The organism is Streptomyces sp. NBC_01410 (genome assembly GCF_045040195.1).
Taxonomy (GTDB): Bacteria; Actinomycetota; Actinomycetes; order Streptomycetales; family Streptomycetaceae; genus Streptomyces.
In genome coordinates this window covers 7,886,181-7,907,791 of the sequence record NZ_CP109530.1, presented here as the reverse complement: position 1 = coordinate 7,907,791, position 21,611 = coordinate 7,886,181, and the positions used below count along the sequence as shown (strand labels likewise).

The following is a 21,611-nucleotide window of genomic DNA, read 5'->3' as shown; positions in this document are numbered from 1 at the left end:
AACCCACCGCGCAACACGGGACGGCGCTTCTTGCCCATCGCCCGATGCGCGCCACAATCAGTGCGTCATGACTCATGCCAACGCGAAAAGGGAGGAACAGCATGGGAAGGATCATCGTCACTGAATTCGTCTCGCTCGACGGTGTCATGGAGGCGCCCGGCGGCGGCGAGGGCTTCAGGTACGACGGCTGGAGCTTCGAGATCGACCGTGGAGAGGAAGGCAACCAGTTCAAGCTCGACGAGACTCGGAACTCCGACGCGCTGCTGCTGGGGCGGAGGACCTACGAAGGGTTCGCCGCCGCCTGGCCCTCGCGGGAGGGTGACTTCGCGGACAAGTTCAACAACATGCCCAAGTACGTGATCTCCAAGACCCTCGAAAAGGCCGAGTGGAACAACTCGACCGTTCTCAGCGGCGATGTGACCGAAGAGGCTGCGAACCTCAGGCGGACGGTGGACGGGAACATCGTCGTCCACGGCAGCGCGCAGCTGGTGCAGACCCTTCTCGAACACGATCTGGTCGACCAACTGCACCTGATGGTTTTCCCCGTGGTCCTCGGGACCGGGAAGCGTCTCTTCGGGGCCACGAGCGACAAGAAGCATCTGCGTCTGGCGGATTCCAAGGTGGTCGGCGACGGCGTCGTCATCCTCACCTTCGAGCGGGCGGAGAGCCCGTGACAGAGCCCCTGAGTGGGCCCTGTGGCCGCCGTTAGGCGGCGAAGCCGACGTTGGTGACGTACTCGTACTGGCCCCACTGTGAGCCGAGGTCTTCGATCTGGTCGATCCAGGCGTCGTCGAGCCCCTGCTCGTCGCCGACGGCCCAGGCCGCGATGACGCTGTCCCAGCGGCGGACGTTGAGCGTGCGGTACTCCACCACGCGCTGGTGGGGGCGGCTCACCTGGGACTGGTTGAGCGGATGGATTTCGACGCGCGTGCCGCGGCCGCGGGCGTTGAGCCTGCCGAGCAGATAGCGGGCCACGTTGTGGCGCCGCACCGTGCGGTAGGCGGCGTCGATCCGGTCGAGGTTCCTGCGCGAGGGATTGCGTCTGCCGTCGAGCCAGGCCTTGAGGGTGCGGTCGGTGACGGTCAGGCCCGCCTCGCGGGCGGTCGCGCGGGCGTGCTCTGTCCTCGGGGTCCGCTCCCTCCGTACCGGAGTCGACTTCGTCCGGCACGTCCGGTGCCGTCGCGGCACTTTCTTCGCTCCGGGAGTCCAGCTTGGCCCGAGCGCCCTGCAGGAAGTAGGCGTACTTCTCCCGGACTTCGCCGCTGGGGTCGCGGCCCGCCTCCCAGCCGCCGACCGTCGACGGGCTCACCCCCAGAACACCGGCGACCTGCGTACGGGACAGGCTCAGCCCCTCCCGCAGGGTGCGCCGCTCCTCGGCGGGCGGCAGCGGCACCTCCTGCCGTGCCGAGGCCAGCAGCGCGTCGATGGAGTCGAAGTCCGTCATCGTCCCGCCTCCTCGTGCGAGAACGACGGCCTGCCGATCCGCGCGGCGCCCGACGGCGGGCCGGTGCAAGCAGTTCGCAGGCCCGGGTCGGACCGGCCAGCAGGTCCAGCACGGGAAGCCCGAAGTGCGCCGCCAGGCGGTCGCAGTCGTCCAGCGTCCAGGCGGTGCGGCCCGCCTGACGGCGCGACACCTGTGTCTGCGTGAGGCCGAGGGCACCGGCAAGCTCGCTCTGCGAGTCGCCCGTGGCGTGCATCAGCGCCGCGACGGTCAACTGCAGCGTCTCCCTCAACGACATCGACATACGCGAATACTATCGAAATCAAGTGGCCTACGTTCTGAATATGCAAGGACTGCATCCGCAAGTCATCCGTAAGCGGCAGCCGACGCGACACAACCGGCGGCTGGTTGAGACGCTCCCCCGGGCATGACAGCATCCGCACTGCCTGAGGGGAGTGCGGACATGGTGTTCAGAGCCACGGTCGAACCGGCAGGAAACGCCACCGGGGTCGAGGTCCCGGCGGACGTCGTCGACGCGCTGGGCGCGGGGAAGCGTCCGGCGGTCGTCATCACGATCAATGGGCATACGTGGCGCAGCCGCGTCGCGGCCATGGGCGGGCGGTTCATCGTCGGGATCAGCGCGGCGAACCGCGCCGCGAGCAAGGTCGCCGAGGGTGACGAGGTGGAGGTCGACCTCCAGCTGGACACCGAGCCGCGTGTCGTGGTCGAGCCGCCGGACTTCGCGGAGGCGCTGGGTGCCGATCCTCAGCTCCGCGCGGCGTACGACCGTCTCGCGTACACCCACCGGCGCCGCCATGTGCTCGCGATCGAGGGCGCGAAGACCGCCGAGACGCGGCAGCGGCGTATCGCGAAGGCAATCGAGGCAATCCGCGAGGGCGCCTAGGGCGTGTTTTAGAAGTCGCGCCCGCCCCGCGACGCCTGGCACGCGCACTCGCGATGTTGTCGGAGTCGCCCAAGTACGTCCAGTACGAGGGCGATCTCCCCCAGACTTCGTCCGGGGGTGCCCCCACCGCCTTGCGATTGCACGCACCAGACGCCGCGGGGCCCGCCCTGCGGGCGGACGGCGCTACTTCTAAAACACGCTAGTTCGCGGATGCCGCCGGCGGGGTGCCTGTCGGCCGTCCGGCCGGGACTCAGCCTGCCCCGCGCGACGGCCGCGCCGATCGCGCACCAGCAGGCGCTGACGCGGCGGGTGAGCATCACTCGGGATCCACTTGATTTTCCGCGCGGCCGATCAGGGGTCGACGGGCTCTCGAGCGCTTCCGGTCATGGTGTCGAGGCATCGTCCACCGCCCCGCTCCCCGTCTGGAGGCTGCGCATGTCAGCGCAAGTGTCGGTTCAACCAGTGCCGCAGGCGGCCGCCGTGCGCCCGGCGCGCAGGGCGCGTCCCGGTGTCGCGCTGGCGGTCATCGCCTGCTGCAACGCGATGATCCAGCTCGACGACCCGATCGTGAACATCGCGCTGCCCGGCATGCGTGACGGGCTGGGCCTGTCCGCCGTCGGCGCTGCCTGGGTCATCAACGTCTATCTGCTGGCCTTCGGCGGACTGCTGCTGCTCGGCGGCCGCGCCGGTGACATCCTCGGGCGCCGCAAGGTGTTCCTGGCCGGGGTCGGTCTGTTCACCGCGGCCGCGATGCTCCGCGGGCTGGCCCCGTCCGGAGAGTTCCTTGTGGGCGTACGCGCCGTACAGGGAGTCGGTGCCGCGCTGGCCGCTCCCAGCGGACTTGCCCTGGTGCTGAGCATGTTCGCCGATGGGGCGCCGAGGCGGCGCGCGATCGCCGTGTGCACGGCGGTGGGGGCGGTCAGCACGGCCGGAGGCCTGCTCCTCGCCGGTGCGCTGACCTCGCTGAGTTCCTGGCGCTGGGTGCTGCTTCTCAATGTGCCACTGGGGGTGGTGATTCTGGTACTGGCGCCGTTCGTCATCGAGGAGACCGCACGCACCCTGGGCCGCTTCGACCTCGCGGGCGCGCTGGTCTCGGCCCTCGCTGCCGCCTCGCTCGTCTACGGGCTCGCCCAGGCCGCCGAGCGCCCGTGGAACGACCCGGTGGTCGTGGGCTGCGTCGTCGCCGGTGTGGCGCTGCTCGTCGTGTTCGTCGGCATCGAACGGCATGCCGAGCAACCCATCGTCGCGCTGCGGCTGTTCGCGGACCGCGACCGGGTCTGTGCCTATCTGGGCACGCTCGCCGTTCCGGGCGCGCTGATCGGCACGTACTTCTTCCTGAACCAGTTCTTCCAGCAGGAGAGCGGGTGGGGCCCGCTCACCGCCGCCGCCGCGCTGGTCACCCTGCCGGTCACGATGGCGGTGACGGCCGTGTTCGCGGCGCGGCTGACCGAGCACATCGGCGCGAAGCAGGTGATGGCGATCGGAGCCGCGCTGCTGCTCAGCGGGAACCTGTGGCTGACCCAGCTGTCCGCCACGAGCGGCTACTGGGATGCCGTGCTGCCCGCGCTGGTGATGCTCGGCGCCGGGATGGCCTTCTGCGTTCTGCCGCCCACGGTGCTGGCCACCTCGGGCCTGCGCCCCGGCGAGGTGGGCGCCGCCGCCGGTGTTCTCAACTCCCTGCAGAGCGTGGGCGGTTCACTGGGTCTGGCGACGCTGGTCACGGTCTCCACGCACAGTGAGGGAATGTCCGCGGCGTTCCTGACCGGTTCCGCCTTTGCCGCGGCCGCGTTGCTGGCCGCGCTGTGTCTGCGCCGACCGGGCGCCCTCACACGCTGAACGCGGCCGGGCCGGCGCCACCCGGCCCGGCTCAGACAGCCGACGCGGTCGTACGGGTGCGGCCGGGCGCGGCACCCCCGCCCGCACCACCCCTGAGCGGGACCTCCTTGATGCAGAGCGCCGCGAGGAACGCGATGACCGCGACCGCGGAGCCGAGCAGGAAGGCGGAGTGGGTCCCGGCGGACACCGCGTACTGGTAGGCCGCGCGCGTGGAGGCGTCCAGCTTCGCCAGGCCCGCCGCGTCCAGCTGGGCGCCGTGCAGCGCGGCTCCGTCGCCGACCCGCTCGGCCATCACCTCCTGGACCCGGTGGTTGAAGATCGCGCCCATGATCGCGACGCCGAAGGAGCTGCCGAGCGTACGGAACAGCGTGATCGAGGAGGACGCGACGCCCATGTCCGTCATCGCGACACTGTTCTGCGCGATCAGCATGACGATCTGCATCAGGAAGCCCATGCCCGCGCCGAGCACCGCCATGGAGAGGCCGGAGTTCAGCCGCGAGGTCCCGGTGTCCATCTGGGCCAGCAGATAGAGCCCGGCGACCATCAGTGCGCCGCCCGCGATGGGGAAGATCTTGTACTTTCCGGTGCTGCTGGTCGCCCGGCCCGCGAACAGCGAGACAACCATCATCGACACGAGCATCGGCAACAGCAGCAGACCGGAGTTGGTCGCGGACGCACCCTGCACCGACTGCTGGAACAGCGGCAGGAACAGCACCGCGCCGAACATGACGAACCCGGTCAGGAAACCGGTCACCGACATCAGCGCGAAGTTGCGGCTGCGGAAGATGTGCAGCGGCACGACCGGATCGGCGGCCTTCGTCTCGACGAACAGGAACGCGGCGAGCGCGGCGGCGCCGAGCGCGATGAGCCCGGTGATGGTGGCCGAGCCCCAGGCGTGCTCCGTACCGCCCCAGGTGGTCACCAGCACGATCGAGGTGATGCCCACGGTCAGCAGCCCGGCGCCGGAGTAGTCGACGCTGGAGCGGGAGCGCTGTGCGGGCAGATGCAGGACCGCACTGATCATGGCGAGGGCGATCGCGCCGAGCGGCAGGTTGATGTAGAAGGACCAGCGCCAGCCGAGGTGGTCGGTGATGGTGCCGCCGACGAGCGGTCCGCCGATCATGGCGAGCGCCATCACGCTGGTGATCATGCCCTGGTACTTGCCGCGTTCCCGCGGCGGGACCAGTTCGCCCATGATCGCCATGACGCCGACCATCAGACCGCCCGCCCCCAGGCCCTGGACCGCGCGGAAGCCGATCAACTGGCCCATGTCCTGGGCCATTCCGCTGAGCGCCGACCCGATCAGGAAGATGACGATCGCGACGAGGAAGGTGCCCTTGCGGCCGTACATGTCGCCGAGCTTCCCCCAGATCGGGGTCGAGGCGGCGGTGGCGAGCGTATAGGCGGTGACCACCCAGGACAGATGCTCCAGCCCGCCGAGTTCACCGACGATCGTCGGCATCGCGGTGCCCACGATCATGGTGTCCAGCATCGACAGCAGCATCGCGATCATGAGCGGGAGCAGCACGACGCGGACACTGCGGGAGCGCACCGCCTCGTCAACGGCGGCCGGTTTTCCGGCTGTTGCCTCCATCCCTGCCACTCCCCTAAGCGATCTTCATGGTCGCCATCATGCCCATCGCCGAGTGGTCCAGCATGTGGCAGTGATAGACGTAGGCGCCCCGGTAGGTGTCGAACGTCGCCTGGAGCCTGACGGTTTCGCCGGGCATCAGCATCACGGTGTCCTTCAGGCCCACCTCGCCGGGATCCGGCTCCTTCCCGTTCCGCTCCAGCACCCGGAACTGCACCAGGTGCATATGGAAGTTGTGGGGCACGATCTTGTTGGGGTTGGTGACGGTCCAGATCTCGCTGGCGCCGTGGCGCACCAGGGAGTCGACGCGATCGGGGTCGTAGGTCTTGCCGTCGATGTACGCCTTGGGCGGCGCGGTGCCGCCCTCGTCCATACGCAACTCGATGCTTCGCTCCGCGGTGGCCGCGGGAAGGGGGCGCAGGGTGCGCAGCACCGGCGGGACGACGCTGGGGTCGTGGGCGGTGCGGGTGACGTCGAACCGCAGCACCTGGCCGATCTGGTCCGCCGGTCCCGAGCCGGTGGTGTTCTGCAGCACCAGCTGCGTACCGACCGGGTAGCGCGAGAAGTCGATGACCACGTCGGCGCGTTCACCGGCCGAGAGGTAGACGGAGTCGGTGGTGTGCGGGCCGGGCAGCAGGCCGCCGTCCGAGCCGATCTGGACCATCGGGCCGCCGTCGGCGAGGCGCAGCCGGAAGGAGCGCGTATTGGCCGAGTTCAGCAGCCGGAAGCGGTACTTGCGGGCGGCGACGGCGACATACGGGTAGGGCACGCCGTTGGCGAGGAGCGTGGTGCGGTTCCTGTCGCCCATGACGTACACGAGCCGGCCGGACTCGTCGAGGTGCGCGTCGCGTATCGCTATCGGTATGTCGTACGCCCCCGAGGGCAGCGGCAGCCGCCTCTCGGTGTGGTCGGTGAGCAGGTAGGAGCCGGACAGGCCGCGGTAGACGTGCTCGGACTCCATGTGGTGGGCATGGTCGTGGTACCAGAGCGAGGCGTGCGGCTGCCGGTTGGGATAGACATAGGTGCGTCCGGCACCCGGGGCGATGGTGTCCATCGGGGCGCCGTCGCTGCGGTGCGGTACCGAGGCGCCGTGCAGATGGACCGAGGTGGGCATGTCCAGCTGGTTGCGCTGGCGTACAACGACGGGGCGGCCGGAGCGCGCCTTGATGGTGGGTCCGGGAAAACTGCCGTTGTAGGTCAGCACCTCGGCCGGCTGTCCGGGGACTATCTCCTTGACGGCCCGCCGCATGGTGACGGCATACACGTCGACGCCGCCCGCCGTCGAGACGGGCGCGAGCACCGGCGGCACGGGCAGGGCGACGCGGAAGGGCTCCACCGCCATGCCAGCGGCACCGGCCTGTGCCTGCGGGACGGCGGTGCCCGCCGTGGCGTTGTGCGCGGTGATCATCGGGGTGAATGCGGCACCGGTGAGCCCCGCGCCGATGGCGGCGAGGCCGGCACCGAGCACATTGCGTCGGGTGACCATGGTTCCTCCAGGAGGCTTGTCAATGGGCGCGCCGGCCGAAGTGCAGCAGGAACCACTTGTGTGCCGCTGGTGCGGTTAGCCCTCCCGGGACCTGGCCCCGTCCGCCCCCGGGCCGAAGGCGTGCATCAGGCGTCCGTCAGTGCGGCGTCAGCCCGTGCAGGAAGGATCGACTCTGTCAGAAAGTGTCAGAAAAGGACCGCCCGAAGAGGCAGCGACGCAGCCCGATCGCGCCATTGAGGAGTCGCGGTGATTGTCCATCAGCTTGTCCGAGCGCACGAAGGCAGCAGTTCGGACTCCTTGCTCGCCCTGCGGGACAAGGCCTTGCACGACGCTCCGGTGGAGCTGGTGCCGCTCGGCGATCTGCTGGTCTCCTACACCCCCCGGGTCGCGGGAGTCGACGGCGAATACGTCCTGGCGCTGGCCGAGTTGGAGGCGGAGCTGCCGCCGATCCTCGTGCACCGCTCGACCATGACGGTCATCGACGGGCTGCACCGTCTGCGCGCCGCCGCGCTGAAGGGGCGTGAGCACATACGGGTCCGCTTCTTCGACGGAGCCGAGGACGACGCGGCCCTTCTCTCGGTGGCCATGAACGTGGCTCAGGGGCGCCCGCTGTCCATGGCCGACCGTACGGCCGCCGCAGGGCTCATCTTCGCCTCGCGCCCGCACTGGTCGGACCGGGCCGTCGCGGCCGTGGCCGGCCTGTCCGCGAAGAAGGTGTCGGAGATACGCCTGACGGCCGCGGGCACGCTTCACTGCGAGCGCAGGGTCGGCCTGGACGGCCGGGCCCGGCCGCTCAACTCCGCGCACGGGCGTGAGCTCGCCGGCCGGCTGATCAAGGACGACCCCGCGGCCTCGCTGCGGACCATCGCCAAGAAAGCCGGGATCTCGCCCGCCACGGTGGCGGACGTACGGGACCGGCTGCTGCGTGGTGAGGACCCGGTTCCGCCGAGGCAGCGTGGCATCGCGGCGGTGGAGCGCAGGCCGCAGCGGCAGGCTCCGCGACCGGCACAGCCCCGGGAGCCGGAGGCCAAGTCGCCCGGCGAGCTGTTCATGATCTTCGACTCGCTCCGGCGGGATCCGTCCCTGCGCCTCAACGAGGTGGGACGCAACGTACTGCGCATGCTCGACGCCTGCTCGCTGGTCGCCAAGGACCGGCAGACGATCATCGCGAACCTGCCTCCGCACTGCAAAGGGCAGATGTCGGAGCTGATGAACGGGTACGCCGAACTCTGGCGGCTGTTCGCGGACGAGCTGCAGGGATGCGAGGAGCTCAAGGGCCGCACTTGGTGATCTCCCGCGGCCAGGCCGTGTTTTAGAACTAGCGCCGTCCGCCCGCAGGGCGGGCCCCGCGGCGTCTGGTGCCTGCAATCGCAAGGCGGTGGGGGCACCCCCGGACGAAGTCTGGGGGAGATCATCCTCGTACTGGACGTACTTGGATGACTCCGACAACGCAGCGAGTGTGCGTGCCAGGCGTCGCGAGCTGGGGGTACCTCCCATGCGAAGCTCTGGGGGAGGGAGTTCTAAGACACGGCCGAGCCCGCGATCCGTCCGCACAGACGAGCCCGCCGCCGGAAGCAGAACTCCCGGCGGCGGGCTGTGCGTTGCGGTGGAACGCCCGGTGTCACCCGCTCCCGATCTTGAACCCCACTCCCCGTACGGTGGTGATCCAGCCGCTGTCACCGAGCTTGCCGCGCAGGCTGCTGACATGCGTGTCCAGGGTGCGCCGGGACCACGAGTCCCCCCACACCTGCTGCAGGAGCAGCCTGCGCGGGATGACGGTGTCCGGATGGGCGGCGAGAAGACGCAGCAGGTCGAACTCCTTGCGGGTCAGGGCGACGACATGGCCGTCCACGCTGACCTCGCGTGCGGCGGCGTCGATGCACAGCCGGCCGTGCCGGATCTCTCCGGCGGCCGCGGGCTGCCACTGGGCGCGGCGTACGACGGCCTCGATACGGGCCATGAGTTCACGGAACCCGTAGGGCTTGACCACATAGTCGTCGGCTCCCGCCTGAAGGCTGAGCACACAGTCGAGTTCGGACTCGCGGGCGGTGACGATGATCACCGGGACATGGCTCATCGAACGGATCGCCCGGCAGACCTCCAGGCCGTCCAGATCCGGCAGTTCGAGGTCGAGCAGGACCAGATCGGCGTCCTCGTACTCCTTGAGGGCCGCGCCGCCGCGCTTCACGCTGACGGGCTGGTGGCCGTGCCGTCGCAGCCGGTTCACCAGCAGCTCCGCGGTGTCGGCGTCGTTGTCGACGACCAGGATCCGCCGCCCGCCACGGTCGGGCAGCTGATCCTGCTGATCGGGTGTATGAGACTCCAGCAGCGCTTTCGACAACATCCCCCCACGCCTCCCTACGGGTTGAGGACCCAGGCGGAGTGGTGCGGGACGAAGCCGATGTGCGGGTAGTACTCGGCCGCGGCCGGTGCCGAGAGGAGCACGATCTTCGCGTCCGGCGCCTCCTGGCGCAGCGCCTCGATCAGGGCGCGGCCGATCCCGGAGCGCTGGTGCGCGCGGGCGACCGCGATGTCCGAGAGGTAGGTGACATAGCTGAAGTCGGAAACGGCGCGGGCGATGCCGATGAGCTCGCCGTCCACGCGCGCGACCAGCACGAGGTTGGCGCGGCGCACCATTGCCGTGAAGCGCTCCCGGTCCTCGATGGGGCGGCGCTCACCCAGTCCCGAGGCCCGGTAGACCTCCAGGACCTCGTCGATGTCCAGGTCGGCGCCGTCGACGCGTTCGGTCTTCCAGCTCGTGACAGTCATGAAAGAGCCTCCAGACGGGTGCGGATCACATCGTGGTTGACAAGGAAGCGCTGCGGCCCGAGCCCGATCCCCGCGTCGATGCCTTCCTTCGCGAGGGTGTCGCCGAGGTGTTCGCCACAGACCGCGGTGCGGTTCGCGGCGGCCTGCACCTCCCGGTAGGCCTTCTCCCGCTCCACACCGTCCTGGAGCAGGTCGGCGAGGACCGCCGAGCTGTACACGAGGCCGTCCGTCTGCTCGATGTGCGCCCGCATGCGGTCCTCGAAGACCGTGAGTGACTGGACCAGATCGGCCGCTGCCGTGGCCTGGAAGTGGCCGACGGACAGGCTGTCGGGCAGGATCACCCGCTCGACCGACTGGTGGGCCAGATCCCGCTCGTGCCACAGCGCCACGTTCTCCAGCGCCGTCGTCGCGTATCCGCGCAGCAGCCGTGCCAGTCCGCACAGGCGCTCGCTGGTGGTCGGATTGCGTTTGTGGGGCATGGCGCTGGAGCCCTGGTAGGCGGCGGTGCGCCGTTCCTCCACCTCACGTACTTCGGTGCGCTGCAACAGCCGTAGTTCCAGGGCGATCTGCTCGACGCAGGCGCCCAGCGTCGCGACTGCCTGCACGAGTTGGGCGTGGCGGTCGCGGGAGACGACCTGGCTGGGCGCCTGTTCGATGCCCAGGCCGAGTTCCTGGCAGACGTGGCGTTCGACGTACGGGTCGATCAGCGCGTAGGTGCCCACCGAGCCGGAGACGGTGCCCACCGCGACAGCCTCCCGCGCGGCCGCCAGCCGGGTGAGCGAGCGGTCGACGGCGAACGCGAAGCCGGCGAGTTTGTGGCCGAAGGTGGTGGGCTCCGCGTGCACCCCATGGGTACGGCCGACGATCACCGTGTCCCAGTGTTCGAGCGCCCTGTCCACCAGGATCTTGCGCAGCCGCTCTCCGGCGCCACTCAGCAGATCGGTCGCGCGGGCCAGGGTGTGGCCGAGGGAGGTGTCCACGAGGTCGTAGCTCGTCATCCCGAGGTGGACCCAGCGCGCGGAATCGTCCGGCATGTCCTCGCAGTACGCCGCGAGGAAGGAGAGAACCTCGTGGTCCCGCTCCTTCTCGATCTCGGCCACCCGTGCCGCGAGCGGCACTCGGGCACGGCGCATGTCCTGGACCGCTTCGTCCGGCACCCGTCCGAGGTGCACCTGCGCCTCGGAGGCGAGGATCTCCACCCGGACCCATGTCTCGTAGCGGGACTGGTCCGAGAAGAGGTCCGCCATCTCGGGCAGTGTGTAGCGAGGAATCATGACGGGCCTGCATCCCCTGGGGTCGTGGTGTACCGGCAACTGGCACCGGTTTCTGCCGGAGTTCGCGCGAGGGTCAGTACGTCTCGAAGTACTCGCGCTGTTCCCATTCGGTGACCTCGCCGTCGGCGGGCCGCTCCTGCTCGCACCAGGCCTCGAACCGGGAGACCTCGCTCTCCTTCAGCTTGACCAGGCACTGGGCTAGCGGCGTACCGAGCAGCTCGGCCGCCCGGCCGTCGCGGAAGGCGTCCAGGGCCTCGCGCAGGGACTGGGGCACGGTCCGGTACGGGTCCGTGTCCTGGGTGCCGGGTGCTGCGGGCCGGTCCGGCTCGGGTGTGCCGGTGATTCCGGTCAGGCCCGCGAACAGCTGTGCGGCGATGGTGAGATACGGGTTCGCGCACGGCTCGCCGACCCGGTTCTCGATGTGGGCGGAGGCGCCGGTTCCCACCACCCGCAGCATGGCGCTGCGGTCCTCGAAGCTCCAGCCGATCCGGGTGGGAGACAAGGAGAAGTCGGCGCTCAGGCGGCGGTAGCCGTTGACGGTGGGCACGGACAGCAGACAGAAGTCGCGGGCGCGGGCGAGCAGCCCTTCGGCGTATCCCTTTCCGTCCGGAGACATGCCGCCCGAGAAGCCTTCGGCGCAGAACAGGTTGCGCCCCGTCCGCTCGTCCCGCACGGACTGGTTGAGGTGCCAGCCGCTCGGGTCGAAGCTGTCGATCCGCGGCAGTGACATGAACGAGGCGTGGTAACCGCGCCGCGCGGTCCACTGCTTGGTGACGGTACGGAACAGCACCATCGCGTCGGCCGTGTCCACGGCGGTCATCGGGCTGAAGGTCGTCTCGACCTGTCCCGGTCCTGATTCGTGCTCCATGGACCGCAGCGGCAGGCCGAGCGCGGCCAGGTGCAGGGCGAGCGGGTCGGTGACATGGGCGACGGTGTCGTACATGCCCTCGCCGTTGAACTGGTAGCCGGAGTTCAGCGGCTCCACCATCGGCGCGGCTCCCTGGGTGCCGAAGCCGTTGCCACTGTGTCCCGGCGGGCCGCCGAGGCGGCGGGTGAGGTACCACTCGACCTCCAGGCCGAGGACCGGGGTGAGTTCCCGCTTCGCGTACTGGGAGAGCACCCGGCGCAGCACGTTCCGGGCGGAGAGCGGGTGCGGTGTGCCGTCACGCAGGTACTCGTCGCCCAGGACCCAGGCGATGCGCGGCTCGCTGCCCGGGAGCAGCTGGAACGTCGTCGGGTCGGGGACGAGGATGAAGTTGCCCGCGCCGGCGATCTCGTCGACGCCGATGCCGGGGTCGCCCAGAAAGTCGACGGCGACCGCGTGGCCGGTGTCGAAGAGGAACGGGCCCGGGCTGAAGTTCATGCCGTTGCGCAGGACGGTACGGAATGTCTGCGCGCTGAGCGTCTTGGAGCGGGCGAGCCCGTGCGGGTCGCAGAAGACGAGGCGGACGAGGTCGACCTCGTCGAGACCCGCTTCGATCTGCTCGGCCGCCTCAGTCTGCTGGTCGTTCCAGAGGCCGAGTTCGGCGGCGAACGAGGGGCGCCCCACGCTGCCTTCCGCGTACAGGGGGGAGAACGAGCGGGAGTACATGGGCTACAGCATCCTTTCGGTGACGCGGACCGGCGCCGGGGCGAGTTCCCCGAGCTCCGCCTCGATACGTAGGGCGGTGGACAGGACCAGGTCGTCCGCCCCCACCGGCCCGACCAGTTGTAGTCCCACGGGCAGCCCGGAGCGGGTGAGCCCGGCCGGCATCGACAGGGCGGGCTGGCCGGTCATGTTGAACGGGTAGGAGGCAGGCGCCCAGGCCAGCCACAGCAGATCACCGGGATCGGCGGCCCAGGTGGGGCCGATCGCCTCGGCGTCGAAGGGCTCGACGGGGACGGTGGCCATCGCCAGCAGGTCGAAGCGGTCCATCACCGAACGCAGGGTGGTACGCAGCGAGTGCCGCACCTCCTCGGCCCGCATCACCGTCGCGCCGCTGACGGTGCGGCCGTGCCGTACGACCGCGAGGCGGCCGAAGTCGATCCGCTCCTCGTCCTCGGGTGCGGTGGTGGCGGCCTCCGTCGCGGCGACGATGTCGACGAGGGCCGGGTAGATGTCGCGGCAGCGCACTTCGATCCGCTCCAGCCGGTGGCCCTGTTCGACGAGGACGCTCCACGCCCGCTCGCTGACCCTGCGGACCTCTTCCGAGGTTCCCGCGTACTCGATCCAGCCAACCCTCAGTCTCCTCGCCTCCCGGGGCGCGTCCAGCGAACCGAGTCCCGAGTCCGGGTCGCTGCGGTCCGGGCCCGCGAGCACCGCCGCGAGCTCCATGACGTCCGGCACGTTCTTCGCGAGCGGCCCCAGATGGGCGAGCCGCTCGGCGCCGGAGGGAACATAGGGGACGCGGCCGAACGAAGGCTTGTATCCCACAACCCCGCAGAACGCGGCTGGAATCCGGATCGAGCCCGCTCCGTCGGTGCCCAGCGACGCCGAGCAGAGCCCTGCGGCGAGCGCGGCCGCGGCGCCTCCGCTGGATCCTCCCGCCGTGCGCGCGAGGTTCCAGGGGTTGCGGGTGGCAGGAGCCACCCGGCACACGGTGCTCGCGCTCCAGCCGTACTCCGATGTGGTCGTCTTTCCCACCACGATGGCGCCCGCGGCCCGCAGCCGGGCCACGGCCGGCGCGTCGATGTCCGGACGCGGATTGTCCAGCAGGGACCCTCGGGTGGTGGGCAGGCCCTCGGTCTGGATGAGGTCCTTGACCGACACGGTGACCCCGAGCAGAGGCGTCTGTTGCCAGGCGGCCGGGCCGAGTTCACGGATGCGCGCATCGGCCTGTTCCGCGGCCACGAGAGCCTCGTCTCCCGCCACGGCGATGAAGGCTCCCACGTCGCCGTCCCTGTCGCGGATGTCGCTCAGGACCGACTGGACGTGCTCGGCGACGGAGGTCTCCCCCTGCTGGAGCATCTGTCGTGTCCGGCTGATGCCGGCTGCGCTCATCGGGCTCTCCTCACGGTGCGGCGGCCTCGGCGGCCTCGGCTCCCGCGATGGTCGCCCAGTGCCAGGCCGAGTCGAAGGAGGTGACCTCGATGCCCTCGCCCTCGGCGACCAGACGGGCCGCGCTGCTCGTCGCCCGGGCGACGAAGGCCGAGGTGCGATGGGCGGCGAGCACGTCCTGCTCGTCGAACGGCGGGCCTTCGCAGCGCAGCAGCCGCAGGTCCATGAATCCGTTGAAGGCCCGGTCCAGGACGTCGACCGCCTGCGGACTGCGGATGCTGAAGCGGACCCGGTTGGCCACGTGACCGTGATGGTGCTGGTCGGAGTAGAAGGCGATGTCCGGGATCGTGGGCGGTACGAAATGGTCGCGGGCCGTCACTTCGGGGACTTTGGGAAGGTTCCCGGCGATGAAGTGCCAGGAGTTGTACTGCATACGGGAGGACATCGCCCAGGCCGTGTCGGCGAGTTGGGCGGTGGAGCCGGCGAAGTACGTGCGGGCTTCGGGCAGCGGCACGACACAGCAGAAGAAGTCGGTGATGCCCCACTGGGTGATCTCGGCCCAGTCCTGTGCGCGCAGGGCCTGGATAAGCCGGGGCAGCGAGCGGATGCCGCGGCTCATGGCGAAGTCGGCCCGGAACGCCTGCGCCGACGCGGACACGGCCTCGTACACCAGGGATTCGAGTCCGGTGCCGAAGCTGCCGTGGGGCTGCGTGAGCCAGCCCGGCGAGGCCTCGACCTCCGCGCCCAGGTCGTCCAATGTGGCGCCGCTGAGCGGAAGTTGCTCGCGAAGACGGGCGCAGAGGGCTTCCTCACGCAGCCGCGCTCCTTCGCCGTACGGCGCGGCGACCCGCTCGATCTTGTGCATCAGGGCGCCGTGGATCTCCCGGTAGAGCTGAACGCTCTTGGCGACCTGCTGGCGCTTCTCACGCAGCGCACCGGCGAGGGCTTCGAGATCCTCGACCCGGGCCGAGGCGGCGGGAGCAAGCGCGTGCCCGTCCAGGGCGCTGTTGTAGTTGCGCCGTGTCCGCTCCAGCAGCAGAGCGATGTGATCGAGGCTCAGCTGTGTCCCGTTGGCCTCCTCGATACGCCCGAAACCCGCCGAGCGTACGAGCAGGGTGAGGCAGACGACCATCACCGCGTCGTTGTCCGACCACAGCGGGAGCGGCAGGCCCTGAAGACTGCTCAGCGAGCAGTCCGGATGCCCGGGCCACAGGGTCTTGCCCGTCACCGTGTTGCGGTCTCGGAAGTTCGTGTACTGCTTGTCCTCCTGGTAGAGGACGAACGGGGCGGTGCGCAGGGCAGCTTCCTTGAGCTGCTCCAGAAGCTCGCTCCGGCCCGCCGGGCCGGCGGAGGCCAGCCAGGCGCGGCAGTCCGCCGCCGCCTCGGCGAGCCGGGCCGTCGCACGCTCCAGCTCGCTGCGGTAGTCCAGCAGGTCCTGGCCCGACCACGGCACGCGCAGGCTGCCGCCCACCAGTTGCTCCCTGCTCGCCAGCGGGCCCTGGGAGGGGACGCGGACCACGATCCGGCCGCTGGTGGTCAGCCCGAGCTCGCCGAGGAACGCCGGCTCCCCGCCGGTGCCCGCGGCAGGGCCGGCGTACTCCTCACCGGGGCGCCAGGACAGGCCGCACAGCACCTTGAGCGCCGCCCCGTCCGCAGTGCGCAGCGCGCGCAGCTGGATGTCGGCGGGGACATGGCCGCCGAGGGTCAGGAGCGTGTCCACCGCGGTGCGCAGATCCGGGGCCTGGACCGCCTGCTGCCAGGCGCGCTTGAGCAGTCCGGCAAAACCCGCGTCCTCCTCGAACACGCGGTCCGGCTTGGGGGTGGCTCCCGCGGGCACGCCGAGACGGCTGGGCCTGCGGCTCTGGCGCTTCGTGGCAAGCAGCGCCCGACGGGACGGGCCGCCGCCCGCCGGTGCGGGGCTGTGCTCGGCGGGGGCGCTCATGCCGCACCGCCGGCGGTCAGCTCGATGTGGTTCCACATGTCGTCGTCGGTGGGGGTCCAGTCCTCGTCGACGTAAATGCAGTCGACGGGGCATTCCAGGACGCACACCGGGCAGCCCGAGCACAGTTCGGGAATGATGACGACGTCGAGACCACGGTCGAATATGGCGCCGAACTCGGACGGGCAGCTGCGAAGGCAGGTGTCGCACGTGATGCATTCCGACGTCTCGATACGGCGTGGCGGTTTCTTCCATGATTCGCCGCGGGAACGGGCGGAAATCCGCTCGTCACGCCCGGGCCGTGAAGCCGGCGAAGCGTTCTCACTCACGTGAATTCACCCTTCTGGAACCAGATGCTTCGATCGTGGCCGAATCTTCTCGACGGCTCCACGAGTGACCCTCGCGGCCCACTGGAGTCGGCAAATGGGCTCACGGCCCGGACTGTTCAACCGCGGAAACAGCGCAGTTGAACACCAAGTCTCTTTACTGTTGCGGCAATCGGTGAAGGGCATCCATAGTCTCCGCTGAAGGAGAAACATTCCTTAACGGAGGAGGCTTTCAGTGTCACGTTACGACTGGGGCAAAGAGAATCCGGAGATCGCCAAGCTGCGTAAGGTGATTGACGACGCGCGCCTGGACGTCATCAAGCACCCGATTTACACCCGGCTGAAGACGCTCCAGGACGTCAACACCTTCAACGAGACCCACGTATTCGCGGTCTGGGACTTCATGTCCCTGCTGAAGAACCTTCAGCGGAACCTGACCTGCGTCCAGGTGCCGTGGGTGCCGCAGGGCTCGTCGGAGAGCCGGCGCCTGATCAACGACATCGTTCTGGTCGAGGAGAGCGACGAGCTCGGCGACGGGTTCATCAGCCACTTCGAGCTCTACGTCAACGGCATGGAGGAGGCCGGGGCCGATGTGAAGCCGATCCATGACTTCCTCGACCGGATCCGGCGTGGCGAAGGCGTGCGCGAGGCGCTGGTGAACGCTCCCGTGCCGCCGCCGGCCGCGACCTTCGTCGCCAGCACCTGGGACTTCATCGAGAACGCGGCACTGCACTGCCAGGCGGCCGCGTTCGCGTTCGGCCGCGAGGACCTCATCCCCGAGATGTTCGACCAGGTCATCAAGATCGACGACCAGGGCGGCAGGCTGGCCACGTTCCGTGAGTACCTCGCGCGCCACATCGAGGTGGACGGCGAGCAGCACACCCCGATGGCCATGGCGATGGTGGCCGACCTGTGCGGCGACGACCAGGCCAAGTGGGACGAGTGCGCCGACACCGTCGTGGCGGCGCTGAAGGCCCGAGTGGCGCTGTGGGACGGAATCCTGACCGAACTCGACTCCTGATCCACGCCCGCTAGAGATTCGGTACAGAGGCACGCCACCGGACAGCATTCCGGTGGCGTGCCGGGCATTCTACGAAGGCGCCCGCGGCAATTCGGGCGCCGTGCAGTCGATGGGTCATGGATGAGCAGGCACCGGTTTTCCGGCCATGCAGAAAAATGCCCGCCGAGCGCCAGCACGAAGAATTCCGGCCACCTCCGAGGAGAGAAAACCGGCCGAGTGCCGAGGGGATCACTGAACGCCGAGGTGTCTATCGTGATGTCGACCGTGTACGAGGGCGAGTGGCTGGCCGCGCGGTTCGAGGAGAACCGGCCGCGGCTGCGCGCCATGGCCTACCGGATGCTCGGTTCACGCAGTGAGGCCGAGGACGCGGTCCAGGAGGCGTGGCTGCGGCTCCACCGCTGTGACCCGGGCAGCGTCGAGAACCTGAGCGGCTGGCTCACCACGGTCGTCGGCCGGGTGTGCCTGGACATGCTGCGCTCGCTCGCGGCCCGGCGCGAGGACCCGCTCGAAGAGCTCGCGTGCGAGCCGCTCCTCAGCCTGGTGAAGGGCGCCGACCCCGAGCGTGAAGCGCTGCTGGCCGACTCGATCGGCCTGGCGCTGCTGGTGGTTCTGGACACCCTGAACCCCGCCGAGCGCCTCGCGTTCGTCCTGCACGACATGTTCGCCCTGCCCTTCGAGGCCATCGCTCCCATCGTCGACCGCACCCCGTCGGCGGCGCGCCAGCTCGCCAGCCGCGCGCGGCGCCGGGTCTCGGGCACGGCTCCCGTGCGCGACCTGCCGCGCCAGCACCGGGCCGCCGGCGCCTTCCTCGCGGCGGCGCGGGGCGGCGAGTTCGAGGCGCTGCTCACCGTCCTCGCCCCCGACACCGCTGTCCCGCAGCTGCGGTAGGGCAACGTAAAACACCGAGGCCGCGAACCTGGTTCGCGGCCTCGGCTCTTTTCTTCCCGGGGAGGAAATCCGCCCCGGCTCAGGATGCGGCGGTCACGGCCTCCGGATCCCGGGACTGCGCATTCGCCCCCGCCGCACCGAACCAGCGCCGCAGAGCCTCCTGAACATCGCCGCCGTCCGGCGCGGCCCAGATGATGTGTCCGTCCGGGCGGACAAGCACGGACTCCAACGCGGGCTGCCCGGTGGCTCCTTCAGCCGGGACCCAGGTGGCCGCCACCACGTCGACCCGGTCCGACCACGGGGCGGCGAGCTTGCCCGCCTCGCCCGACGGGCCGGCGTCGACGAGCACGCCCCGGCCATGGTGCAGCAGTCGCACGGCCTTGGTACGGCTGCCGTCGGCGAGTTGCAGCTCGCGGTCGGGCCGCAGGCGCAGCCCGAGCAGCGGATGCCCCGATGCGCCGACGTCGTAACGGACTTCGAGCCCGCTGACCATTCCGGCCAGGGCGTGTGCCGCCTCCGGGATCTGCGCGAGCTCGCGCATGACGCTGCGCACCGGCTCCATCTCGTCGCCGGTCAGGTAGAGCTGTGACTGGGCGAGTGTGCTGCGCAGAAGCCGCTGCCCCACCGGGTGCCGTTCGCTGTGGTACGTGTCGAGCAGACCCTCGGGCGCCCAGCCGTTCACCGTGGCGGCGAGCTTCCAGCCGAGGTTCACGGCGTCCTGGACGCCGACGCTCAGGCCCTGCGCACCGGCCGGGACATGGATGTGGGTCGAGTCTCCGGACAGGAGCACCCGGCCGCGCCGGTACTCGGCGGCCTGGCGGGTGGTGTTGGTGAAAGCGCTCACCCAGCGCACGTCGGCATCGTGCACGGACTGGCCCGTCAGGCGCTGCCAGGAGTCGGCGACCTCGGTGAACGTCACCTCGCCGGTCTCGCGCGGGGGCTGCCCGTCGGGGTGGATGATGATCCGGTCCACGCCCTCCTCCAGCCGGATCGCCATCACCATGCCGCCCGGCACCCGTTCGCCGACGGGCCGCGGGCGGATGTCGCAGCCGGCGATGTCCGCCACGTACATGCCCCGGGTGGCGGGGATGCCGGGGAAGTCGATGCCGGCCAGCCGGCGCACCGTGCTGCGGCCGCCGTCGCAGCCGACGAGATACTGGGCCGTGCGCTCGCTGCGGCCCTGTGGCCCCTCGGTCACGACCACGATGCCGTCGTCGCTCTCGCGGTAGTCGACGACCTCGTAGCCGCGCTCCACCGATGCGCCGAGGTCCGTCACCCAGGCTTCAAGCATCGCCTCGATGCGGTACTGGGGGACGCCGCGTATGCCGAAGTGGATGTCGTCGAGCTTGTCGAAGTCGACGCGTACGCCGCCGAAATGTCCTTGGTTGCCGATTTCGATCTCGCCCAGGCCCCCCAGCAGCCCACGCTGGTCGAAGACCTCGTAAGCGCGCCGTGTGAAGCCGACTCCGCGCGATTCCCCGCTGGGAGCGGCTCGCTGCTCGCAGACGACGACATCCACTCCCCAGAGCCGTAGCTCACCGGCAAGCATCAGTCCGACTGGTCCGGCACCGGCAATGATGACACCAGTTCCCATTTCTTTGTCCTCCCGGCTGAGATACATAACTCCAAGAGTGGCCGTCATCGGATTGTGCAGCAACCAGCCGAATGACCAGGGGTGTTCAACTGCTTCTTTTCCGCAGTTGAACACAACGGAGTCCCGGTTACGGTCAAGTGCGGGAATTGCATTGCTTGTACGCGTTCCCGACGGCGGCACCCTGCCGGAATACTTCTCACACACCGACCGGTACATCAGCCTGAAAAGGAGCAGCCACGATGTCTGCCGTTCCCCCGCAGAAGCTCACCACGTTCTGGGCGTTCGAGAAGGACGCCGAGGAGGCCGTGACGTTCTACACGTCGGTGTTCGAGGACTCCGAGGTGCTCCACACCATCCGCGCCCGCGCCGATGAGCCCGGCTGGACCGAGGGGACCCTGCAGCACGCCATATTCTCGCTCGGCGGCCAGCAGTTCATGTGCATCAACATCCCGCCGGCCGGGGCGCGTGGCCACGATCACGCTCCGTGGGACACCTACCGCTTCTCCGGCGCGACGGCGACCTACGTCCAGTGCTCCAGCGACAGCGAGTTCGACCGGCTCTTCGCCGCGCTCTCGGAGAAGGGCGAGGTCGTCATGCCGGTCGGCTCCTACGGGTTCAGCGCCAAGTTCGCCCTGGTCGAGGACCGGTTCGGGATGTCCTGGCGGCTCAACCTGTCCGCGCCCACATCAGCCGGCCGGTCATCGTCGTGATTCTGGTAACCGGAGCAACCGGCCACGTGGGCAGGCACATTGTGAGCGGGCTGCTCGACGCGGGCGAGAAGGTGCGGGCGCTGAGCCGCGATCCCGGCAGCCGCCCCTGGCCGCCCGGTGTGGAGGTCCTGCCCGGCGACCTCAAAGAGCCCGGGACACTGGCGGCCGCGCTCGGCGGCGTCGACAGCATGTACCTCTTTCCCGTGTTCGGCGCGGTGCCCGACGCGGTCGAGGCCGCGCGGCAGGCGGGGGTGAAGCATGTGGTGATGCTGTCCTCGCAGGCCATCGAGTACTCGACGAAAGATCCGCACCTGGCGTGCGAGGAGGCGGTGACCGCCTCCGGGCTGTCCTGGACCTTCGTGCGCACCGGCGCGCTCATGGTCAACGACCTCCACTGGGCAGGGCAGTTCGCGGGAGAAGGGGTGGTGCGCGGCGCGTACGGAATGTCTCCCCTGGCGCCCATCGACGAACGCGACATCGCCGCGGTCGTGGTGAGGTCCCTGCTCACCCCACGATCCGGGACGGTGCACACGGTCACCGGGCCGCAGTCGCTGACCCAGGTCGACCGGGTGCGGATCGCCGGCCAGGTCCTGGGGCGTGCGGTGCCGTTCGAGGAGCTGCCCCGCGAACACGTGCGGAAGCAGATGACCGCCCATTTGCCGGCCGCCGTGGTGGACGAACTGCTCGACCACCGGGCCTCGCTGGTGGGCACCACGGCCGAGGTGCTGCCGACGGTCGAGCAGGTCACGGGGCGCGCGCCCTACACCTACGCCGAATGGCTCGCCTACCACGAGGCGGACTTCCGCCCCGCAGGGCAGGCGGCCGCCGGGCACTGATTCCCCATTCCCCGAGCAC

Annotated in this window: 18 protein-coding genes and 3 pseudogenes; 8 read left to right on the top strand and 13 right to left on the bottom strand. The window is 69.7% G+C overall.

Features of this window, described 5'->3' with window-relative positions; genetic code table 11:
- Positions 1-101 precede the first annotated feature (101 nt).
- Positions 102-674, top strand: coding sequence for a dihydrofolate reductase family protein (locus OG741_RS35930; protein ID WP_405604732.1), 573 nt, complete (start codon positions 102-104; stop codon positions 672-674).
- A 31-nt stretch (positions 675-705) separates the two neighbouring features.
- Here the strand turns inward: OG741_RS35930 and OG741_RS35925 are convergent, their stop codons facing one another.
- From OG741_RS35925 to OG741_RS35915, 3 genes and pseudogenes are all read right to left on the bottom strand, one after another.
- A complete protein-coding gene (locus OG741_RS35925; RefSeq protein WP_405604730.1) occupies positions 706-1,188 on the bottom strand; it encodes a transcriptional regulator in 483 nt (160 codons plus the stop codon).
- 19 nt (positions 1,189-1,207) lie between these two features.
- A pseudogene (locus OG741_RS35920) lies at positions 1,208-1,444 on the bottom strand (helix-turn-helix domain-containing protein); the annotation flags it as partial.
- Between the two features lie 109 nt (positions 1,445-1,553).
- Positions 1,554-1,697, bottom strand: a pseudogene (locus tag OG741_RS35915) (helix-turn-helix domain-containing protein); the annotation flags it as partial.
- Positions 1,698-1,904: 207 nt separating this feature from the next.
- Here OG741_RS35915 and OG741_RS35910 point away from each other — a divergent pair.
- Positions 1,905-2,345 carry a YdeI/OmpD-associated family protein gene (locus tag OG741_RS35910; RefSeq protein ID WP_405604728.1) on the top strand — a complete coding sequence of 147 codons (441 nt, stop codon included), beginning with the start codon at positions 1,905-1,907 and terminating at the stop codon, positions 2,343-2,345.
- A gap of 435 nt (positions 2,346-2,780) precedes the next feature.
- Positions 2,781-4,181 carry an MFS transporter gene (locus OG741_RS35905; protein ID WP_405604726.1) on the top strand — a complete coding sequence of 467 codons (1,401 nt, stop codon included), beginning with the start codon at positions 2,781-2,783 and terminating at the stop codon, positions 4,179-4,181.
- Positions 4,182-4,212: 31 nt separating this feature from the next.
- On the opposite strand, the gene OG741_RS35900 is transcribed toward OG741_RS35905, so the two are convergent.
- Both OG741_RS35900 and OG741_RS35895 read right to left on the bottom strand, forming a co-directional pair.
- Complete coding sequence (locus OG741_RS35900; protein WP_405604724.1) at positions 4,213-5,775, bottom strand: MDR family MFS transporter; 1,563 nt, start codon at positions 5,773-5,775, stop codon at positions 4,213-4,215.
- Between the two features lie 13 nt (positions 5,776-5,788).
- A complete protein-coding gene (locus OG741_RS35895) occupies positions 5,789-7,258 on the bottom strand; it encodes a multicopper oxidase family protein (RefSeq protein WP_405604722.1) in 1,470 nt (489 codons plus the stop codon).
- Between the two features lie 246 nt (positions 7,259-7,504).
- Here OG741_RS35895 and OG741_RS35890 point away from each other — a divergent pair, with 246 nt between their 5' ends.
- Positions 7,505-8,548, top strand: coding sequence for a ParB N-terminal domain-containing protein (locus tag OG741_RS35890; protein ID WP_405604720.1), 1,044 nt, complete (start codon positions 7,505-7,507; stop codon positions 8,546-8,548).
- Between the two features lie 331 nt (positions 8,549-8,879).
- Here OG741_RS35890 and OG741_RS35885 read toward each other — a convergent pair whose 3' ends face one another.
- The 7 genes from OG741_RS35885 to OG741_RS35855 form a co-directional block, all read right to left on the bottom strand.
- Positions 8,880-9,602 (bottom strand): response regulator transcription factor, encoded by a 723-nt coding sequence (locus tag OG741_RS35885; RefSeq protein WP_405604718.1) that lies wholly within the window; start codon positions 9,600-9,602, stop codon positions 8,880-8,882.
- Between the two features lie 14 nt (positions 9,603-9,616).
- Positions 9,617-10,027 carry a GNAT family N-acetyltransferase gene (locus OG741_RS35880; protein WP_328666171.1) on the bottom strand — a complete coding sequence of 137 codons (411 nt, stop codon included), beginning with the start codon at positions 10,025-10,027 and terminating at the stop codon, positions 9,617-9,619.
- The gene (gene purB, locus OG741_RS35875) at positions 10,024-11,301 is read right to left on the bottom strand and encodes an adenylosuccinate lyase (protein ID WP_405604716.1); all 1,278 of its coding nucleotides are present in this window, start codon (positions 11,299-11,301) and stop codon (positions 10,024-10,026) included. Before purB ends, OG741_RS35880 begins: the two co-directional genes overlap by 4 nt.
- Positions 11,302-11,374: 73 nt before the next feature.
- On the bottom strand, positions 11,375-12,892 hold the full coding sequence (locus OG741_RS35870; protein ID WP_405604714.1) for a glutamine synthetase family protein: 1,518 nt from the start codon (positions 12,890-12,892) through the stop codon (positions 11,375-11,377).
- Positions 12,893-12,895: 3 nt separating this feature from the next.
- Positions 12,896-14,281 (bottom strand): amidase, encoded by a 1,386-nt coding sequence (locus OG741_RS35865; protein ID WP_405604712.1) that lies wholly within the window; start codon positions 14,279-14,281, stop codon positions 12,896-12,898.
- A 10-nt stretch (positions 14,282-14,291) separates the two neighbouring features.
- Entirely contained in the window at positions 14,292-16,220 is a 1,929-nt protein-coding gene (locus OG741_RS35860) for a hypothetical protein (protein ID WP_405604710.1), read from the bottom strand.
- Positions 16,217-16,546: a 4Fe-4S dicluster-binding protein gene (locus OG741_RS35855; RefSeq protein ID WP_405604708.1), complete on the bottom strand. Its 330-nt coding sequence runs from the start codon at positions 16,544-16,546 to the stop codon at positions 16,217-16,219. Before OG741_RS35855 ends, OG741_RS35860 begins: the two co-directional genes overlap by 4 nt.
- Positions 16,547-16,778: 232 nt before the next feature.
- Here OG741_RS35855 and OG741_RS35850 point away from each other — a divergent pair, with 232 nt between their 5' ends.
- Positions 16,779-17,564 carry a DUF3050 domain-containing protein gene (locus tag OG741_RS35850; RefSeq protein WP_405604706.1) on the top strand — a complete coding sequence of 262 codons (786 nt, stop codon included), beginning with the start codon at positions 16,779-16,781 and terminating at the stop codon, positions 17,562-17,564.
- Between the two features lie 255 nt (positions 17,565-17,819).
- A pseudogene (locus OG741_RS35845) lies at positions 17,820-18,437 on the top strand (sigma-70 family RNA polymerase sigma factor); the annotation flags it as partial.
- Positions 18,438-18,531: 94 nt separating this feature from the next.
- Here the strand turns inward: OG741_RS35845 and OG741_RS35840 are convergent.
- Entirely contained in the window at positions 18,532-20,046 is a 1,515-nt protein-coding gene (locus OG741_RS35840; RefSeq protein ID WP_405604704.1) for an FAD-dependent monooxygenase, read from the bottom strand.
- A 239-nt stretch (positions 20,047-20,285) separates the two neighbouring features.
- On the opposite strand from OG741_RS35840, the gene OG741_RS35835 reads away from it, so the two are divergent.
- Together OG741_RS35835 and OG741_RS35830 are read left to right on the top strand one after the other, a co-directional pair.
- Positions 20,286-20,756 carry a VOC family protein gene (locus OG741_RS35835; RefSeq protein ID WP_405604702.1) on the top strand — a complete coding sequence of 157 codons (471 nt, stop codon included), beginning with the start codon at positions 20,286-20,288 and terminating at the stop codon, positions 20,754-20,756.
- A complete protein-coding gene (locus tag OG741_RS35830; protein WP_405604700.1) occupies positions 20,753-21,592 on the top strand; it encodes an NAD(P)H-binding protein in 840 nt (279 codons plus the stop codon). The genes OG741_RS35835 and OG741_RS35830 overlap by 4 nt, the downstream gene beginning before the upstream one ends.
- The last annotated feature ends 19 nt before the right edge of the window (positions 21,593-21,611 follow it).